General features: G+C 32.7%; 20 protein-coding genes. 17 read left to right on the top strand and 3 right to left on the bottom strand.

Annotated features, from left to right (window positions below):
- The first annotated feature begins 105 nt into the window (after positions 1-105).
- Entirely contained in the window at positions 106-666 is a 561-nt protein-coding gene (locus ACOYLP_RS00565; RefSeq protein WP_422854217.1) for a DUF4870 domain-containing protein, read from the top strand.
- A gap of 35 nt (positions 667-701) precedes the next feature.
- On the top strand, positions 702-2,825 hold the full coding sequence (locus ACOYLP_RS00560; RefSeq protein ID WP_422854216.1) for a Tex family protein: 2,124 nt from the start codon (positions 702-704) through the stop codon (positions 2,823-2,825).
- A gap of 12 nt (positions 2,826-2,837) precedes the next feature.
- Here the strand turns inward: ACOYLP_RS00560 and ACOYLP_RS00555 are convergent, their stop codons facing one another.
- Both ACOYLP_RS00555 and tatA read right to left on the bottom strand, forming a co-directional pair.
- Positions 2,838-4,217, bottom strand: a complete 1,380-nt coding sequence (locus ACOYLP_RS00555; RefSeq protein WP_422854215.1) for an alpha/beta hydrolase family protein — start codon at positions 4,215-4,217, stop codon at positions 2,838-2,840.
- An 84-nt stretch (positions 4,218-4,301) separates the two neighbouring features.
- A complete protein-coding gene (gene tatA, locus ACOYLP_RS00550) occupies positions 4,302-4,484 on the bottom strand; it encodes a twin-arginine translocase TatA/TatE family subunit (RefSeq protein ID WP_422854214.1) in 183 nt (60 codons plus the stop codon).
- Positions 4,485-4,649: 165 nt separating this feature from the next.
- Between tatA and ACOYLP_RS00545 the strand changes: the two genes are divergently transcribed.
- The 10 genes from ACOYLP_RS00545 to rfbD are packed head-to-tail and all read left to right on the top strand — an operon-like array spanning position 4,650 to position 14,192.
- On the top strand, positions 4,650-5,519 hold the full coding sequence (locus ACOYLP_RS00545) for a M23 family metallopeptidase (protein ID WP_422854213.1): 870 nt from the start codon (positions 4,650-4,652) through the stop codon (positions 5,517-5,519).
- A gap of 2 nt (positions 5,520-5,521) precedes the next feature.
- Complete coding sequence (locus tag ACOYLP_RS00540) at positions 5,522-5,890, top strand: SdpI family protein (RefSeq protein WP_422854212.1); 369 nt, start codon at positions 5,522-5,524, stop codon at positions 5,888-5,890.
- A gap of 1 nt (position 5,891) precedes the next feature.
- The gene (locus tag ACOYLP_RS00535) at positions 5,892-7,409 is read left to right on the top strand and encodes a GH3 auxin-responsive promoter family protein (protein ID WP_422854211.1); all 1,518 of its coding nucleotides are present in this window, start codon (positions 5,892-5,894) and stop codon (positions 7,407-7,409) included.
- A 7-nt stretch (positions 7,410-7,416) separates the two neighbouring features.
- Complete coding sequence (locus ACOYLP_RS00530; protein ID WP_422854210.1) at positions 7,417-8,292, top strand: carboxypeptidase-like regulatory domain-containing protein; 876 nt, start codon at positions 7,417-7,419, stop codon at positions 8,290-8,292.
- 4 nt (positions 8,293-8,296) lie between these two features.
- The gene (locus ACOYLP_RS00525; RefSeq protein WP_422854209.1) at positions 8,297-9,166 is read left to right on the top strand and encodes a carboxypeptidase-like regulatory domain-containing protein; all 870 of its coding nucleotides are present in this window, start codon (positions 8,297-8,299) and stop codon (positions 9,164-9,166) included.
- A 41-nt stretch (positions 9,167-9,207) separates the two neighbouring features.
- Positions 9,208-10,902: a DUF6909 family protein gene (locus ACOYLP_RS00520; protein ID WP_422854208.1), complete on the top strand. Its 1,695-nt coding sequence runs from the start codon at positions 9,208-9,210 to the stop codon at positions 10,900-10,902.
- A gap of 7 nt (positions 10,903-10,909) precedes the next feature.
- Complete coding sequence (locus tag ACOYLP_RS00515; RefSeq protein ID WP_422854207.1) at positions 10,910-11,887, top strand: hypothetical protein; 978 nt, start codon at positions 10,910-10,912, stop codon at positions 11,885-11,887.
- A 2-nt stretch (positions 11,888-11,889) separates the two neighbouring features.
- Positions 11,890-12,747 (top strand): glucose-1-phosphate thymidylyltransferase RfbA, encoded by an 858-nt coding sequence (gene rfbA, locus ACOYLP_RS00510; RefSeq protein WP_422854206.1) that lies wholly within the window; start codon positions 11,890-11,892, stop codon positions 12,745-12,747.
- The gene (gene rfbC, locus ACOYLP_RS00505) at positions 12,748-13,299 is read left to right on the top strand and encodes a dTDP-4-dehydrorhamnose 3,5-epimerase (protein WP_422854205.1); all 552 of its coding nucleotides are present in this window, start codon (positions 12,748-12,750) and stop codon (positions 13,297-13,299) included. It abuts the gene before it with no gap.
- Positions 13,293-14,192, top strand: a complete 900-nt coding sequence (rfbD, locus tag ACOYLP_RS00500; protein ID WP_422854204.1) for a dTDP-4-dehydrorhamnose reductase — start codon at positions 13,293-13,295, stop codon at positions 14,190-14,192. The genes rfbC and rfbD overlap by 7 nt, the downstream gene beginning before the upstream one ends.
- On the opposite strand, the gene ACOYLP_RS00495 is transcribed toward rfbD, so the two are convergent.
- Positions 14,189-15,763 (bottom strand): T9SS type A sorting domain-containing protein, encoded by a 1,575-nt coding sequence (locus tag ACOYLP_RS00495; protein WP_422854203.1) that lies wholly within the window; start codon positions 15,761-15,763, stop codon positions 14,189-14,191. The genes rfbD and ACOYLP_RS00495 overlap by 4 nt on opposite strands.
- Before the next feature lie 37 nt (positions 15,764-15,800).
- Between ACOYLP_RS00495 and ACOYLP_RS00490 the strand changes: the two genes are divergently transcribed.
- The 5 genes from ACOYLP_RS00490 (at position 15,801) to ACOYLP_RS00470 (ending at position 19,341) form a co-directional block, all read left to right on the top strand.
- Positions 15,801-15,890, top strand: coding sequence for a T9SS type A sorting domain-containing protein (locus tag ACOYLP_RS00490; protein WP_422854238.1), 90 nt, complete (start codon positions 15,801-15,803; stop codon positions 15,888-15,890).
- A gap of 64 nt (positions 15,891-15,954) precedes the next feature.
- Positions 15,955-16,491 carry a hypothetical protein gene (locus ACOYLP_RS00485; protein ID WP_422854202.1) on the top strand — a complete coding sequence of 179 codons (537 nt, stop codon included), beginning with the start codon at positions 15,955-15,957 and terminating at the stop codon, positions 16,489-16,491.
- Positions 16,492-16,563: 72 nt separating this feature from the next.
- Positions 16,564-17,223 (top strand): class I SAM-dependent methyltransferase, encoded by a 660-nt coding sequence (locus tag ACOYLP_RS00480; protein WP_422854201.1) that lies wholly within the window; start codon positions 16,564-16,566, stop codon positions 17,221-17,223.
- Positions 17,224-17,252: 29 nt separating this feature from the next.
- Positions 17,253-18,527: a flippase gene (locus ACOYLP_RS00475; protein WP_422854200.1), complete on the top strand. Its 1,275-nt coding sequence runs from the start codon at positions 17,253-17,255 to the stop codon at positions 18,525-18,527.
- Between the two features lies 1 nt (position 18,528).
- Positions 18,529-19,341 carry a glycosyltransferase family 2 protein gene (locus ACOYLP_RS00470; protein WP_422854199.1) on the top strand — a complete coding sequence of 271 codons (813 nt, stop codon included), beginning with the start codon at positions 18,529-18,531 and terminating at the stop codon, positions 19,339-19,341.
- Positions 19,342-19,437: the final 96 nt, after the last annotated feature.

The raw sequence follows: 19,437 nt of genomic DNA, 5'->3' as shown, positions 1-19,437 counted from the left end.
TAAAATCAGGATATAGACACAAATGTCATAAACATGTCGTAAACAAACCGTAAGACACAACAACATTCCCATTCTAATTTTGAAGAAATTTTAAAAACATAATTTATGGAAACTATTGGAACAAAAATTTCAAAAATTAGAAAGCAAAAAGGAATGTCTCAAGAAGCACTTTCTGACTTGTCAAAAATTAATTTAAGAACACTACAAAGAATTGAAAAAGACGAAAACGAACCAAGAGGGAATACATTAAAACAAATTTGTGAGGCTCTAAAAACGCCAATTGAAGAGTTTGTTGATTATGGAAAAACCGAAGATTCATTATATCTATTTTTTTTACATTTATCAGTGCTATCTGTAATAATTATCCCTCTCGGAAATATCATTTTTCCTTTAATCCTATGGATTAATAAAAAAGATAGTATTTATGATGTTAACAAACAAGGAAAGAATATTCTTAATTTTCAAATAGTATTTTCTTTTGTTAATATTTTTATTTTTGGTATTTCAATGTATTACGCTTTTACATCTCATAAACCACAAACTTTATTTATTATTTATTTCTCATTAATCATATTAAATATAATCTATGCTTTATTTTGTGCAATTTCAGTTTTAAAAAGAAAAATCAAATTATTTTATCCAAATCCAATAAAATTTGTTAAATAACAAATTATGCCTAAAAAACAATATTAGTAATAAAAATGACCAACTTACAATTCATTCAAAGCCAAGTAAACACGGTTCCAAAAAACATTGAAGCAACTTTAAAATTACTTTCAGAAGATTGTACCATTCCTTTTATTTCTAGATACCGAAAAGACCAAACCGGAAATCTGGATGAAGTTGTTATTGAAACCATCGCCAAACTTTCCAAACAGTATGATGAAATCGTAAAACGAAAAGAATCTATTCTGAAAACCATTGAGGAACAAGGTCAGCTTTCGCCTGAATTGGCCAAAAAAATAAAAGACAGTTTCGATTTGCAAGAAATAGAAGATTTGTATTTACCTTATAAAAAGAAGAAAAAAACTAGAGCCGATATTGCCAGAGAAAACGGTTTAGAACCTTTGGCTAAAATAATATTCTCACAAGGAAAAGACGACATCGATTTTATTTCCACACAATATATCAACGACAAAGTAAAAAATGAAGACGAAGCTTTGCAAGGCGCAAGAGATATTATTGCCGAATGGATTAATGAGAACATTTTTATCCGAAAAAATCTTCGTCGACTATTTCAACGAAAAGCAATAGTGGAAACCAAAGTTGTAAAGAAAAAAGAAAACGAAGATGATGCGCAGAAATTCAAACAATATTTCGATTGGGCAGAACCTATTTCAAAAGCACCATCACATCGATTATTGGCAATGTTGCGAGCAGAAACAGAAGGTTTTGTAAAACTAAATATAGATATCGAAAACCAAGAAGCTATTGATTTCATCGAAAACGAAATAATCAAAGCCAACAATGATACTACCGAACACATCGAATTAGCCATAAAAGACAGTTATAAACGATTACTCGAACCGGCAATTTCAAACGAAACATTGCAAGACGCCAAAGCAAAAGCCGACATCAAAGCGATTGATGTTTTCGCAGGGAATTTGAGTCAGCTTTTATTGGCGCCGCCTTTGGGAGAAAAACGTATTTTAGCTATCGATCCCGGATTTCGTTCGGGTTGCAAAGTAGTTTGTCTGGATGAAAAGGGCGATTTGTTATACAACGAAACCATTTATCCGCATCAACCACAAAACGAAAGCGCTATGGCGATGAAGAAAATACGTTCGATGGTGAATGCTTATAACATTGAAGCAATTTCAATCGGAAACGGAACTGCAAGTCGTGAAACTGAATTTTTTATAAAGAAAATTGCATTTGATAAGCCAATACAGGTTTTTGTGGTTTCCGAGGCTGGAGCTTCCGTATATTCAGCATCTAAAATTGCGCGAGAAGAATTTCCTAGTTTTGATGTAACTGTTCGAGGTTCGGTTTCCATTGGAAGACGATTGTCTGATCCTTTGGCCGAATTGGTTAAAATTGATCCAAAATCAATAGGAGTTGGGCAGTATCAACATGATGTTGATCAAACAAAACTTAAAGAAGAACTCGATACCGTTGTGGTGCGTTGCGTGAATTCGGTAGGCATTAATATCAATACGGCAAGTAAATCTTTACTAAGTTATGTTTCGGGAATTGGTGAAAAAATGGCCGAAAACATAGTTCAATTTCGAACGGAAAACGGACCATTTCAAGATCGAAAAGAACTTAAAAAAGTGCCGCGTTTAGGCGATAAAGCGTATCAACAAGCGGCAGCATTTATCAGAATTAAAGACGGGAAAAATGCTTTAGACAATTCTGCGGTTCATCCAGAAGCGTATCCGATTGTAGAAAAAATGGCGAAAGATATAGGATTAAAAACCAATGAGTTGATTGCCAACAAAGAAAAGATTGCCCAAATAAAATTAGAAAAATACATTACGCCAGAAATAGGAATATTGGGTTTAAAAGACATAGTAAAAGAACTAGAAAAACCAGGTCTTGACCCTAGAAAATCGGCAAAGGTTTTTGAGTTTGACCCAAGCGTTACGACTATCAAAAACGTAAGAACCGGAATGATTTTACCGGGAATTGTGAATAATATTACAGCATTTGGCTGTTTTGTTGATATAGGAATTAAGGAAAGCGGATTGGTTCACATTTCACAACTCAAAGCTGGTTTTGTTTCGGATGTAAATGAAGTGGTTAAGCTTCATCAACACGTTCAAGTGAAAGTTGTAGAGGTTGACGAAGAGCGAAAGCGAATTCAGTTGACGATGATTTTATAAAAGTAAATTAATTTACTTTTTCAAAATCCAAGAGCTCATTTTGTCTAAAACTTGCGGAGCAATAGTTTGTTCAATTTGAGCATATTCCTCTATAGAACCTGTTTTTGCTTCTTGAAAAAGATGATTCAGATTAGGAAATTCTATAGTTTCAAAATGTTTGTTTTTGGCTTTTTCCAGTGAAGCTTTAATACCCGACAGATTTTCTTTTGGAATTACTTGTAAATCTTTAGAACCATTAATTGCCAGTATTGGTATTTTCAGTTTGCTCCAGTAAACATCCGGATTAATTTTCATAAAATAAGAAAACCAAGGAATGCTTATTTTTTTACTTTCCTCTTCAGCTATCTTTTCTATTTCATCCGCTGACGGTTGTTGTTCTTTGGGTAATTTTTGCATTTGTGCAATTACTATTTTTTTGACTTCACCGTTTAAATCATTTCCGTTATAATTCTTAATAAAACTATAGATTTTCCGGTTGGCGGCTTCGCTCGATTTTAATTCTTCGTCCGTTGCTCCTGAAACTTTGGCAATTGCATTAGATTGCAGAAGTAACAGTTCATCAGTTGGAATACCAGGACCTGCCATTGAGACAATGAATTTTACTTTTGGATTTTGTGAAGCTACCATTGGAGCTATGATTCCGCCCTCACTATGACCAATTAAGCCAATATTTGCATACCCTTTTTGAGCCAAAAATTCAACAGCGGCATTGGTGTCTCCAGCAAAATTTTCAGTTGTCATTGTCAAAGTAGCGCCATTTGAATCGCCAGTGCCCCTGTCATCAACACGTAAAACACCAATTCCTTTTTTAGCAAAATCATCCGCAATTACCCAAAATTCTTTGTGTCCAAAAATTTCAGAATTGCGATTTTGTTGTCCTGAGCCAGATATTAAAACCACAACAGGAAAATCCTTTTTGTCAGATGGAGTAGTCAAGGTTCCGGCCAAAGTATTTTTATCTTTAGGGTTGATAAAGGTCACATCTTCTATGTTATAGTTAAATGGTGGCTGAGGTGTTTGAGGACGTTTTAAAACAGATTCGCCCTCTTTTTTTCGTGAAAGTATTAATGGCATTGAAGCGCCGCCTTGAGAAAAAGTTCCTTTTATTGTTTCGTATTCAAATTTTCCTTTATAGCTGATTCCAAATTTTTTAGCATCAATACTCAATTCATTGTCAATAAATGAAGTGCTATCTGTTGGTAAATCTTTTGCGCCCTGCATTGGACTATCCATAGTAGTAATCAAATCAGCACCATTTTGTTTGATAGTAAAGACCAGAGGAAGCTTCGTTCCTGAAACTGATAACTCTCCGGCCCAAGAACCAATAATTTCTTGGCTAAATAAGTTTGAAAAACAGATAAAAAAGGCAATGGTAAGGAAAGTTCTTTTCATGATATTTAAAGCAATATAAAAGAGTTTATAAAAAAACCCAAACACCATAACTGGCATTTGGGTTTTGTATTTTGGTAAAGAAAATTATTTTTTATCTTCTACTTCTTTTTTGGAATTTGCTGGTTGCTCTTCTCCTTTTGATGCTTTCTTGAATTCATTAATTCCCGAGCCCAATCCCTTCATTAATTCAGGAATTTTTTTACCTCCAAATAATAATAAAACGATTACCAATATAATGATAATTTCAGTTGCGCCAATTCTTCCCATGATGTATAAATTTATGCTTCCGCAGATTTTAATAAAACTTTGACAAATGTAAAAAGAAAATAACATTCTTTTGAATTTCATTATAATAAATATACGTTAAACATCGTTTACAGTAAAAACGCAAAGCCAACTTATTTTCTATATTTGTAAATCATTCAAACAACCATGTCCGAAAAACGGCTCAAACGAAAAATAATCAAGAAAAAACTATTCACAAAAAACCGTTTGGTTATTTTGAATGAAGACACTTTTGAAGAAATTTTTTCACTTCGGTTGACCTTGATGAATGTTTTTGTGGTAGCTACAATTGGGGCATTTTTAATTATTTTCGTTACCACTTATATCATTGCTTTTACACCGCTTCGCGAGTATATTCCAGGATATGCTTCAACAAAATTAAAGAAAGACGCAACTGAGTTGGCGCTGAAATCGGATTCGCTAAACCAGGCGTTGAAAAAAAACGAAGCCTATATCGAATCGATTAAAAAAGTTTTAACGGGCGATTTAGAATATGCAAAATTCAATAAAGATTCTATTTTAGCATCGGTTTCGGAGCCTATTTCAGAAGAAGAGTTAAAACCCACAAAATCCGATTTAAAGTTTAGAGAAGCAGTTGACAGAGAAGATAAATACAATCTGTTTGAAAAGGCAAAACCAAAAGTAAACACTGTTTTATTTCCACCGGTAAAAGGAATTATAACCGATAAATTTAATCCAAAAGACAAGCATTATGCGGTAGATATCGCTTTGGCGAAAAACACTCCGATAAAATCCATTTTAAGCGGAAGAGTCATCTTCGCCGATTGGACACCTAATACAGGAAATGTTGTAATCATAAGACACAACAGCGGATTTATATCAATTTATAAACACGCGGCTTCAGTAACTGTTTCTCAAGGCGATATAGTCAGAACTGGAGAAGTTATTGCTTTGGCAGGTTCAACCGGTCAAGAATCTACCGGAGTACATTTGCATTTTGAATTATGGAAAGATGGTTATCCAATCGACCCTAGTATTTTTATTGAATTTGAATAACTATGACAGAATTTTTAAATTATTTGGCAGATAGGATTGGCATTGTTGCTTTACTAACAGGGATTATTTTTATGTTCACAGGGTTAATAATGATGAAATACCCGCCAAAAAAAATCAATGATATCTATGGTTACCGAATGCCATCAGTAATGAAAAGCCAAGAGCGTTGGGACTTTGCACAGAAATTTTCATCAGTCAAATCATTCCAATTAGGAGTTGTGCTTTTAGGGGTTTCCTTTCTCAACCCATTAATTGGTATCAACCAATTACAGTCATGTATTATAGGAATAGGCGTTATGATTTTAGGCTGTGCTTATATGGTTTTTGTTACTGAAAAAGCCATAAAAAAGAATTTTCCAAACAAAGAATAGCATGTCTGTTAAATCGATCGCGGCCAAAATATTTGCAAAAATAATCCACATAAAAACTCAAAAATGGGTTCAAAATCCTATTGAGACACAACAGAAAGTCTTTCAAAATCTTATCGCTTCCGCAGATTTTACTCAGTTTGGGAAAGACCATAATTTTTCTAAAATCAAATCCTATGAAGACTTTGCCAAGCAAGTTCCCATTCGTGATTATGAAGAATTGCGACCATATATTGACCGAGTTGTAAAAGGTGAAGAAGATATTCTATGGAAAGGCAAACCCATTTATTTTGCCAAAACTTCTGGCACGACATCAGGCGCTAAATATATTCCGATAACCAAAGAATCAATGCCATTTCATATTGAAGCGGCTAGAAATGCTATTTTAAATTACATTCATGAAACCGGAAAAACAGCTTTTGTTGACGGTAAAATGATTTTCCTTCAGGGAAGTCCAATTTTAGAAGAAAAAAACGGAATTAAACTTGGAAGACTCTCCGGGATTGTTGCGCATTTTGTTCCAAAATATTTGCAGAAAAACCGAATGCCAAGCTGGGAAACCAATTGCATCGAAGATTGGGAAACTAAAGTGGATGCAATAGTTGAAGAAACGTTCAACGAAAACATGACCGTTATTTCGGGAATTCCGTCTTGGGTTCAGATGTACTTTGAGAAATTGAAACAAAAAGGGAACACCGGAGCCGCAGGCGAACTGGGAGAAGCCAAACCAGTTGGAGAAATTTTTAAAAACTTTAATTTGTTTATTTATGGCGGAGTCAATTATGAACCTTACCGAGCTAAATTTGAAAATCTAATAGGAAGAAAAGTTGACTCAATTGAATTGTTTCCAGCATCAGAAGGTTTTTTTGCTTATCAGGATTCGCAGGCAGCCAAAGGAATGTTGCTGCTTTTGAACTCGGGAATTTTCTATGAATTTGTAAAATCGGAAGAGTCTTTTACAAAAAATCCAAGAAGATATACCATTGGCGAAGTTGAATTACATGTCAATTATGTTTTAATTATTTCAACTAATGCCGGTCTTTGGGCTTACAATATTGGCGACACCGTTCAGTTCACTAGCTTGAAACCCTATCGTGTGATTGTTTCAGGCCGAATCAAACATTATATTTCTGCTTTTGGCGAGCATGTTATTGGAAAAGAAGTTGAATGCGCTTTGAAAGAAGCTATGGAAAATTCCAACATTCGTGTAAACGAATTTACCGTGGCGCCACAGATTGCACCAAATTCAGGATTGCCTTATCACGAATGGTTTATCGAGTTTGAAAACGAACCTGAAAATCTCAAGGAATTTGCTTTGAAAATCGATTACGAAATGCGTAAACAAAACAGCTATTACGATGATTTAATTGTTGGGAAAGTTTTAAGAACATTGGTTATTTCTAAAGTTTCAAAAAACGGCTTTCAGGAGTATATGAAATCGATAGGAAAATTAGGTGGACAAAACAAAATCCCGAGATTGAGTAACGACAGAAAAATAGCAGATTTGTTAAAGACAGAATAGAAAATAGATGAAAGATAATAAACTGTTAGTATTATTGCTTTTTATTTCTGTTACTGTTATGGCACAGGTCAAAGGAATTGTAGTTGATGAATTTAGCAAACCTATTTCATATGTAAACATCTGGGTCGAAAATGGAAACAACAGCACAACTTCAGAAGAAAATGGCGAATTCACGATTAATTGTGAACCTAATAAAAAACTCATCTTTTCAGCTTTGGGTTATGAAAAGAGAACAGTAATAGCATCAGAATCCGATAAGGTAATCCTGAAAATAAACACATTTGAATTGAGCGAAGTTGTCATCGAAAAACGATTTGAAACCAGGCAAATCGAAATTGGAAAAGTAAAAATTGAAAGTTACCAGGCATTCGAAAATGGGCCACGGATTGATGCTAAATTTTTCCCATACGACCCAAAATACAAAAAGACCAAATACATAAAGCAAGTCGCAATAATCACCGATAGTCAATTGGAAAGTAGTAGTTTTAAAATCCATTTTTACGGAGTTAATTCTGATGGTTCACCTGGCGAAGAATTACTGAAGAAAGACTATTTGGTTTCGGTAAAGAAAGGAGTCAAGAAGGGCTATTTCAATGTTGTGGATTTCAATTTAAGAATGCCAAAGAACGGAATCTTCGTAGGTTTTGAAAAGTTGATAATCGAAAAAAACAAATTGGAAAAGGAAGTTGTCGATTCGAATACCAAAGCAACTGCAATTCAGAAAATGTATTTTCCTTATGTACTTTACAATTATGTTGAAAGGGATTTTATCTACACCTTTTCAGGTGGAAAATGGAGCAAACAAACCAAACAGGATATTGCCAATCCCTCAGATAAAATGAGCGTGTATGAACCTGCCATTAACTTAATTCTAACCAACTAAATAAATGAGAACACTTCTATTTTTATTTTACACTTTTTCTCTTTCAGCTCAAATTAGCGGAACTATTGTAAATGAGAAAGACGAACCAATTCCGTATGTAAACATTTGGGTTCAGAATGAAAATATAGGAACGACTTCTGATGAAAAAGGCATTTTTAAAATCAATACCAATTCCGAAAAAATACTTGTCTTTTCTTCCGTAGGTTTTGAGATCAAAAAAACTTCAATACAGGATAATGAAAAAGTAATTTTAAAAGAAGCCATTTATAATTTGGATGAGGTGGCTGTCACAAAAAGAAAACAGGATAAGGAGATTGAAATTGGCGGTGCAGAAAAAATTCATCATAAGCAGCATTCAGTTGATAAACCATGGATTTACGGTAAATTATTTGAATATGATTCGATTTATAAAGCAACACCTTATTTAAAGAAAATAGTCTTTTTTTCAGACAGTGAAAAGAAAGACGCAAAGTTAAAAATCAGGATATTCGAATTGCGTAATTCCATTCCAACAAACGATATATTAGATGAAGATTTGATTGTAACTGTTAAGAGAGGAATGCGTAAAAATGAAATCGATATTTCTAAATATAATCTAAGATTTCCAAAAAACGGAATAGTAATTGGCTTGGAATGGATGATTATTGAGGAGAATAAATACGCCTTTGAATACAAAACTTATCAAACTAAAAAAATGGTTAAAATGGAGTGTTATGCTCCGTCACTGATTGTGAATTATTCAAAAGATGAGAACTCTTTTAATTATTCTGAAGGTAAATGGAGAAGAGGTAAAATATTCACGACAGACAAAAATGACAAACCTTGGTATAATACGGTTATGATGCCAGCAATAAACCTCATTCTAAGCAACTAAACGACAAAAAACCTATATTTGCAGGTTAGAAAAACAATTTAATGAAGGAAATTAAAAACATTTCGCGCTCAAGGGCGCAAGAATCGTCGGCAGCTATTGAACGATTGTACATTACCATGAGACATTTATTTAACAGAGGTTTTTATAAACCAATGGGTGTTTCGGGTGAAACTTTAAGAGAAGCTTTGCTTTCTCTACGACCAGAAATTTACGGAAGTATTGCAGAAGAAAAAGTAGAACTAAGCGGTTTACTTTATGTAATAGAAAGGCTTCCTGTAGGCATTGAAGAGTGCCGTTTTATCAATTTAACTTCAGACGAAGGGTATTCAAAATCGCATTTTAAGGCAATTGTTCCGCCAAAAAGGAGAAGAAATTGCTATCGAATTGACAACGAACAAATGAATGTTGAAATTACACGTGGACGTTCAGACATCTATGATATTTTGACGCATTTAACTTTTATATTTATAGAATCTCATAAGATAAAAAACAGAGTTTTATTAGATGAGGTTGAGTTTGAGGTAACGCGAGATTGGGAAAAACTAGGCGAAACAGTTTTACAAAACAAGAAGCTTACTTTAGTAGAAAAAGAAATTGCAATTTCTCACGCAGCGAATGTTTTGGGCAGAAGCTTTTCGGAAGTATTAGCCATTTATGATGATTTTGCTACGAAAGAAAAACCAGATCGCTTTTTGCATGTTATTTATTGGCTAGGAAAATTAGCCATTGAAGAAGTTGTCGAAAACAACAAAAGAACGATCACTTTTAGTCCAATTTTAAGAGAAAGATTAGGACATCATATCCATGGAGAAATATGGGCAAACAACATTAAAGAAATTTTGAAAGCCAATAATCTTCTCGAAAGACCTATTCATGTGATTAGTGCCAATATGCACAGTGTGATGAATTCAATTTTCGCAACGAATGTTTTAAAAACCAAATTCAAGGACAAATCAGATTTCTTTGTTTATGAAGAATTGAGTAAACTTGGCGCAAATGATCTTCGCAATAAAGTAGAAGATGTTGCTTTAAAGCAAGGAATGATATCACTTCCGGATGATGCTTCCGGAACCAACATAGATGTTCAGATATTCGATACAGCCAAAATAGATTGGGCAAAAACCAGTTTTCCAAAAGCAAAAGTTGGTAATGAAAGTCCGGTATTAATTGTAATGGATTATGCTTTCGGCGAACAGGCATTTGAAACTATTGATGAATTATTAAAACCATACAAAGAAGGCAAAAACATAACTTTCATGAATGTTGAATCCGTTTCGATAATGGGAAAAGCCGGAATTCTTGAAGGCGGAAAAGGTGACATTATGATTCCTTCAGCCCATATCAATGAAGGAACAGCAGATAATTATCCTTTTGAAAATGAATTGACTGCCGAAATGTTTGAAGGGAACGGAATAGCTGTTTTTTCAGGACCGATGGTTACCGTTTTGGGAACGTCGCTTCAAAATAAGGATTTATTGAAGTTTTTCCACGAGTCAACGTGGGAAGTTATTGGGCTAGAAATGGAAGGCGCTTATTATCAGAAAGCCATTCAATCAGCATCAAAAATTAGAAAAAGTATTCCACAAGATGTGAAAGTAAGGTATGCATATTATGCTTCTGATAATCCATTAGAGACTGGAAGCACATTAGCTTCAGGAGGTTTAGGAACAACAGGCGTGAAACCTACGTATTTGATTACTATTAAAATATTAGAACAAATTTTTAACATAAAATAAATTTTTTATGAGCGCAACATCTCAAAATAATGATGATCAAGAAATTGATTTGTCACAGATTTCGAAGAAAATTGGCAACTTTTTCGAAAATATTTCTATTTCAATTTTTAGGGGAATTTTATTTTTTAAAAGAAATATTATTTGGGTTGGAATATTATTTGGAATTGGAGTTGGAATAGGTTTTTATCTTGACAAAACCACAAAAGTATATGATAATGAAATCATTTTAAGCCCAAATTTTGGTTCAAACGATTATTTATATTCAAAGGTAGATCTTCTTAAATCTAAAATAAAAGACAGAGACACTTTATTCTTAAAGAGTATTGGACTTAAAAACACTCAAAAACTTGTAGATATTGAACTTGAACCGATAGTTGATGTTTATAAATTTATAGATAACAAAGCGACTAACTTCGAATTAATAAAGTTAATGGCTGAAGATGGTGAAATAAATAAAATTGTTAAGGACAACATGACGAGTAAAAATTATCCTTTTCATTTATTAAAATTAACTACCATAAAAGCACTCCCGGCTGACGATATTGTTAATCCGCTTTTAAATTATATAAATGACTCTGAATATTTCAAATTGAATCAGAAAGGATATTTGAACAATATCAAAATAAAAATGGCAGAAAACGACTCTATTATTACTCAGATAAATGGAGTTTTAAAAAAAATAATAAATAATAATGGTAGTTCAAAAAGCAATAGCCTAGTTTATTACAACGATAATATGCAACTGAATGACATCATTAAAACAAAAGATGCCTTAGTTACCGAACAAGGAATTCACCGATTAGAATTAATAAACTTTGATAAAATTTTGAAAGATATAAGTATTGTAACCAATGTTAAAAACACAAAAGGTGCCAACGGGAAAATGAAATATATACTTCCGACCATATTGTTAATGTTGTTTATTTTTATAAAATCATTTATATCTTTTTACAAAAAACAATTAGCAAAATCTAAAGTAAAATAAAAATGAAAGGAATTATTTTAGCCGGTGGATCAGGCACAAGATTGCATCCATTGACATTAGCCGTTAGTAAACAGCTTATGCCAATTTATGACAAACCCATGATTTATTATCCATTATCAACTTTGATGTGGTCAGGAATAAGAGAAATTTTGATTATTTCCACACCACACGATTTGCCATTGTTTAGACAATTGCTAGGTGATGGTTCAAGACTGGGTTGTCGATTTGAATATGCTGTTCAAGAGCATCCAAATGGATTAGCAGAAGCTTTTATCATAGGTCAAGAATTTATTGGAAATGATAAAGTAGCCTTAGTACTAGGTGATAATATTTTTTACGGAACAGGATTAGCAGAATTATTACAGAGGAATAATAAACCCGATGGAGGAATTATTTATGCCTACCATGTTCATGATCCAGAACGATATGGTGTTGTAGATTTTGATGAAAATGGAAAAGTATTATCCATCGAAGAAAAACCTGAAAAACCAAAATCTAATTATGCTGTTCCTGGTATATATTTTTATGACAATGATGTGGTTGAAATTGCCGCTAATATTAAACCAAGCCACCGCGGCGAAATTGAAATTACAGACGTAAACAAGGAATATTTAAACAGAGGAAAACTCAAAGTAAGTATTCTTGATAGAGGAACAGCTTGGTTTGACACAGGAACTTTTAATTCCTTGATGCAAGCCAGCCAGTTTGTACAAGTAATCGAAGAGAGACAAGGTTTAAAAATTGGTTCAATTGAAGAAGCTGCTTTTAAAATGGGATTTATAGATTCAACGCAATTAAAACATATTGCAGAACCATTGTTGAAAAGCGGTTATGGTAATCATTTACTAAGCTTAATTTAAATGAATTTTATTGCAACAAAACTGGAAGGATGTTTCATTATTGAACCAAAAATAATCATCGATGAACGTGGTTATTTTATGGAAAGTTTCAACGAAAATACGTTTCAAAAAGGCGTTAATCATCAAGTTCATTTTGTTCAGGACAATCAATCGTATTCATCCAAAGGAGTATTACGGGGTTTACACTATCAAACCGGAGAACATGCTCAGGCCAAATTAGTAAGGGTTTTGCAGGGAGAAGTATTAGATGTTGCTGTTGACATTAGACCCAATTCACCAACATTTGGGCAATACGAATCCGTCCTTTTATCAGGTGAAAATCAGAGACAATTTTTTGTTCCAAGAGGTTTTGCTCACGGATTTTTAGTCTTGAGTGGCACAGCTACTTTTTTTTATAAATGTGATAATTTTTATAATAAAGAATCAGAAGGTGGAATAATATACAACGATACAAGTATTAATATAGATTGGCAATTTCCTCTGGAAAACTTAATTATTTCTGAAAAAGATAAAGCGCAACCCAATTTAGAAAACGCCAAAAAAGCATGGTAGTTTTAGTCACAGGAGCCAATGGACAATTAGGACAAAGTTTGCAATTTATTGCACCAAATTATTCTGAATTTCATTTTGTTTTTTGTTCGTCTAGTGATTTAGATATTTCGAATATTGAAAGTTGCCAGACAGTTTTCTCAAAAATAAAACCTAACTATTGCATTAATGCCGCAGCTTACACGGCTGTTGACAAGGCAGAAAGCGAACCTGAAAAAGCACACTTAATTAATGTTGTTGGTGCCCAAAATTTAGCTACCGTTTGCAAAACAAACAACACGATTTTACTTCATATTTCTACTGATTTTGTTTTTGATGGCACTTCTCCTTCCGACTTCGCTCAGGATGACGCGTTCAGTTTGAAAAATGCTAAAGGATATACTGAAGAAGATATTCCAAATCCAACAGGCGTTTACGGACAAACCAAATTAGATGGTGAGAAAGCTATTCAAGCTACTTTTGAAAACTATTATATTATCAGAACTTCTTGGGTTTACTCGCAATTTGGCAACAATTTTATGAAAACCATGTTGCGTTTGGCTTCCGAAAGAGATTCCATTTCTGTAGTAAATGATCAAATCGGGACACCAACAAATGCAGTTGATTTAGCGAATGCTTTGATTCAAATTATTTTAACCGACAACCCACAATCGACAACCGACAACTTTGGAGTTTACAACTTCAGCAACGAAGGCCGATGCAGCTGGTATGATTTTGCCAAAAAAATATTTGAAATCAACAATAAGAATATAGATCTAAAACCAATTCCAACATCAAGCTTTCCAACGCCGGCAAAAAGACCAAAATATAGTGTTTTAGATAAAAGTAAAATCAAGAGTACTTTTGGAATAGAAATTAAAAAATGGGAAGACAGTTTAAAGAAGGTTTTTAATTAATTCTTAGTAATCTTTTTTCTAAAAATTTGATTCAGACTGTTTTTAATTTCAACAAAATAAAGCCCATTTTGCAATGATTCTAAATTCACACTATTGTTTTCTAAATTAAAAGAATTTACTTTTTTACCGAGAACGTCATAGATGTTAATGACCTTAAACACTTCATGGTTAGAAGATTGAATGTGTAAAATATCATCAACAGCATTTGGATAAAAAACAATATCAAAAGTATTGAATTCAGTATTTGATAATGAGTTGACACCAAGTTTAACCGCAAAGATATTGTAATTATCATAGTCAGCATAAAGATTTAGATAGCCAACAGCAATGCAAGTTCCATCAGTATTTTGTACAATATCATTAAATGCATTATAAATGGGTTGTTCTTGGTAATGCCTTTGCCAAGAAATTGTTCCTGTGCTACTAAGTTTCACAATCCATGCTTTATCTCCAGCCATTAATCCGGCTAAATCACCATCATTTGAGTTGGTTTCACCACAAACCAAATAACCACCATCAATAGTTTGAATTATTGAATTAAAATAATCATTAGCACTTCCTCCAATACACTTTTCCCATTCTAAACTTCCAACTGAATTTAATTTTATTATATATCCATCAACACCTCCGTAAAAATTGGTAACAGTGCCTGTATTGTTGGAGTTTGTATTACCTGCAATTATATAGCCTCCGTCATTTGTTAAACTTACACTGGTTGCCCAATCACCTTGTAATCCACCATAAGATTTCTGCCATTCAATAACTCCTGTAGAGCTTAATTTTGCAATCCAATAATCAGAAATGGCCGCATTAAAAGGACCAATGCTATTTATAACATCTCCATAATGAGACGCGCTTTGTCCAACAACAATACAACCTCCATCGGGAGTGCTTTTTATAGACCAAGCCCTATCAGCATTTTCACCGCCATAATGATTTTCCCATAGCTTTTCGCCTACTGAATTTAATTTTAAAACCCAGTAATCCATAGAGTCGCTATAGGTAACAGGAACTGTTCCATTGTAGTCAGCATTTAAAATGGCTGCAACAACAAGGCCTCCATCTGTTGTTTCAGATACAGAACAAGCATAATCCTCGCTATAACCACCATATGTTTTTTGCCACAATAAGTTGCCAAAATTATCAAGTTTAATTATCCATAAATCATTAAATGAATCGGAACCATAATGCAGGGTTACATCACCATCATTTGAAACACTGGAACCAACAATTACATATCCTCCATCCGATACCTGAATAATTTTAAAAGCATTGTCACTTTTAGTACCACCATAACATTTTTGCCATTGCATAACGCCATTTGAACTTAATTTGACAATCCAAAAATCAGAATAATTCCATCCAAATGGACTATGTAAACCAATTACATCACCATTAGATGAACTGGCACTTCCAACAAAAATGCAGCCACCATCGGTGGTTGTTATTAAAGAATTTGCTCTTTCTGACCTAGAACCACCATAGGTATGTGTCCATAAATCAGAAGGCCCCTGAGCGAATGAGCAGTTTATGAAAGAAAACCAAAATAGGATATGTACAAAATTTTTCATAAAAAATTTTTAATAAAGATAGTCAAACCAATCGAACATAAATTTCAGTCAACTAGAAAAAGGCATTTATTTTATGAAAATAAAAACTCAAAGAAATAAAAGTATTTTAAAAGTCATAAAGAAATAGAATTGCTTTTAAAATTAGGTTTAATAAATAAAAACAATAAATTTGCAAAAAAAGTACTTAAAACATGAAAATAAAATTTTTAGCAGGAGTTGTGTTTTTCACATTATTTTTTTCTGCATGTAAAGATGAAAAGTCAAAAGAAAATCAGCCTGAAGCTGAAAAGGTAGTCGTAGAAAGTAAAGTTAGTATAACTGTAGACATGGTTGTGCCGGTTGATGATTCGTTCCAAATATTTTATACCGAAGACAACACTTTGAATTTTAGCGAAGAGAAATGTGTTAGGGTAAATATTCAAGGTAAACCAACCAGTCAAAAAATAGTTTTTAATTTCCCAGACGAAGTTGCCTTCACATTTTTACGATTTGATGTTGGTGAGAATAAACTTCAAAAAGAAATGAAAATTAATGATTTTTTAATCAAGTATTATGATAAAAAGTTTGAGGCAAAAGGAAATCTGTTTCTTCAATATTTTGCACCAAATGATCAATTAAAAGTTGATATGGCAAAAGCTACTTTTGTCCCACAAGATAAAGATCCTCACGACCCTATTTTTTATCCCCTTGAACCATTGGGTGTAGAATTAAATAAATTGATAAAATAATAGTATAGTAATTTAATTTAAAGAAGTTATCTTAATTTTTGAGGTAACTTTTTTTGTTTAAAATTAGATATAATGAATTACGACGAAAAAGCCTCAGATTATTACTCTAATATCAGAAAAGACATTATAAATTTAATTAGCCCAAACCAAAAAGGGTTACGGGTATTAGAAGTTGGTGCTGCTTATGGTGAGACATTATATTATTTAAAAGAAAATGGTATTGCTGCTGAAACAGTTGGAATAGACCTTTTTGAAGACACTAAGAACAAGCAAAATTATAAACCAACAGACAAATTTATTTTTGGGAATATCGAAGAATTGGAGCTGTTGGAATATGATAATTACTTTGATATTATATTGCTCCCCGATGTTTTGGAGCATTTGTTCGAGCCAAAAGGAGCTTTAAGCAAACTTAAAAAATGTCTAAAAAACGATGGGAATATGATAGTCAGTATGCCCAACATCCGTCATTATTCAGCATTTAAACAAATATTCTTAAAAGGAGATTTCAGATATGAGGAAAGCGGTATTTTTGATTATACTCACACGCGTTTTTATTGCAGAAAGAACATTCAGGAACTTCTAGAATCTTCGGGTTATAAAGTGTTAAAACAAGAAAGTTCAATTAAAAACTTTAAAGGAAAATCGATTACAAAGGCAATAAATTTGATTACTTTTGGAATATTTGAAGAATTTTTTAGCTACCAATATTTTTTCGTGGTTAGAAAATAAAAAAGCAATTATTCATAGTAGACCACAAAATGATCCTATTAAACAACAGTTTTAAAAAAATAATTTCATCATCAGGAGTAAATTTTATTTTTAGGATTTTTGGATTAATTACTTCTTTTCTGTCCACTATTTTAATCTCACGTCTTTATGGGGTTACGACAATGGGAAATTACTCATTGGTTTTTACCTTATCACAGGCGGCAGCAATAATTTTCACACTAGGAATTCCAAACACCTTGATAAAAATTATAGGGAATCATGACTATAATTATTTACAGGCCAAAAAACTATTGCTTAAAGGCATAAAAGGGGCATTGCTTTTCTCTACTATTCCAGTATTAATCTTTTATTTAGGCGGTGATTTTCTCGCCAAAACGGTTTTTTCCAATATAGAATTAAAGAATTATTTTTTGATTATCACCATATCATTACCACTTTTTATACTGCACGAAATTTTCTTGTATTTTTTAATTGCTACTAAAAAATTCATGAAGTACAACCTGTTTATGTTTGTAGTGCCCAATGTGTTTTTAATTGCATTACTATATTTGTTTTTTTCTTTTCAGAAAAGCGGGCATTATTCTTTTATGGCATTTGCATTTGCTATAATAGCTACCGTTTTTATGGAAATTATTACCGTTTTTAATTCAAAACCTCAAAAAGTTGAAATTCACTTAAGAACTTTTGATTTGATAAAAACAGCAACACCATTACTGTTTAGCGGACTCTTTTTATATTTAATGAATTGGACTAACACCATAATGTTGGGCATTATGACTGATGCTGAACAAGTGGGCATTTACAATATTGCCTATAAAGTAGGTAGCGTGGGCTTTTTAGTCATTGTATCCGTAAGCACTGTTATTACACCTAAAATGGCCGAACTTTACGGAAAGGGAGAGCTGACAGAGTTGCGAAAACTGACACATAATTCCACACGCTTAATCGCTATTCTCTCTGTTCCGATTGTCTTATTACTGATTTTTTTAAGCAAGTTCATATTGTCTTTTTTTGGTAGTGAAGTGGTAGCGGGGAGCAACACGTTAATTATTGTTTCTTTAGGTGTTTTATTTAGTGCTATGGCAGGAAATGTAGATCAGATTTTAAACATGACAAACAATCAGAATATACTTCGTAACATAACAATATTTTGTTTTTTTGTCAATGTCTTGCTAAGTTATTTTTTAATTCCGCTTTATGGAATTGAAGGTGCCGCAACCTCTAGTTTGATAACTAACATCTTAATCAATCTGTTCTGTATATTATACATCAAAAAGCGATTAGGATTTTATACATTATTTTAAGATGGAAATTGAACTGTCAGTAATAATTGTAAATTATAACGGTGTAAAGTATTTTAAGAAATGCCTCGATTCGTTATACCAAAATTTAGCCGGTATCCCATTTGAAATAATTATTCTTGATAACAATTCTAACGATAACAGCCTCGACTATATTAAGACAAACTTTCCGTTGGTTAAACTGATAGAATCAAAAACTAACGATGGTTTCGGTAAAGGGAATAATAAAGCAGTAAAACAGGCAAAAGGCAAATACCTTTTATTAATAAATAATGACACGATTGTTTTAGACCCATTATTGCCGGTTTTAGATTATCTTAAATCGGATGAAAAGATTGGAGTCGTGGGAATTAATATGGTAAACGGAGACAGGAATTATATTCCTGCAGCAGGCAATTTTCCATCGGTCTCTAATTTGTTTCAAATGAAAAAACTCTTGGAAATAAGCGATGAGTTTAAAAAAGGCAGCTTTTCTAAAAGTTATTACGAAGTAGATTGGCTTGGAGGTTCTTTTTTAATGTTGTCCAATAGTGTTTATCATAGAATTGGCGGGTTTGATGAAGATTATTTCATGTATGTTGAAGACGTAGATTTCTGTAAAAAAATTTCCGATATTAGATACAAAAGAGTTTTCCTTCCGAATTATAGCTACATTCATTTTGTAGGGTTTACAAAGACAAAAAACCCTATGCTGATAAAAGGATATGAAATTTACATTTCCAAGCATTATAGTGGCATTAATAAACTTGTAATTACATTGGCATTAAAAATAAATAAGTTTGTTAAAAAGCTTAAAAGCAGTCTAGGAGAAAAGTAATTCACTTACTTTTGAAAACAAATTAAGTAAGATATCAAATGAAGATAAAAAAAGAAAAATTTTACACAATTTTGTTTGTAGTGGTAATTTTTTCGC

The sequence above is a fragment of the Flavobacterium sp. genome (assembly GCF_049318325.1).
Lineage (GTDB): Bacteria > Bacteroidota > Bacteroidia > Flavobacteriales > Flavobacteriaceae > Flavobacterium.
Note: the sequence above shows the minus strand (reverse complement) of the source record. Positions and strands in the feature narration are given on the sequence as shown.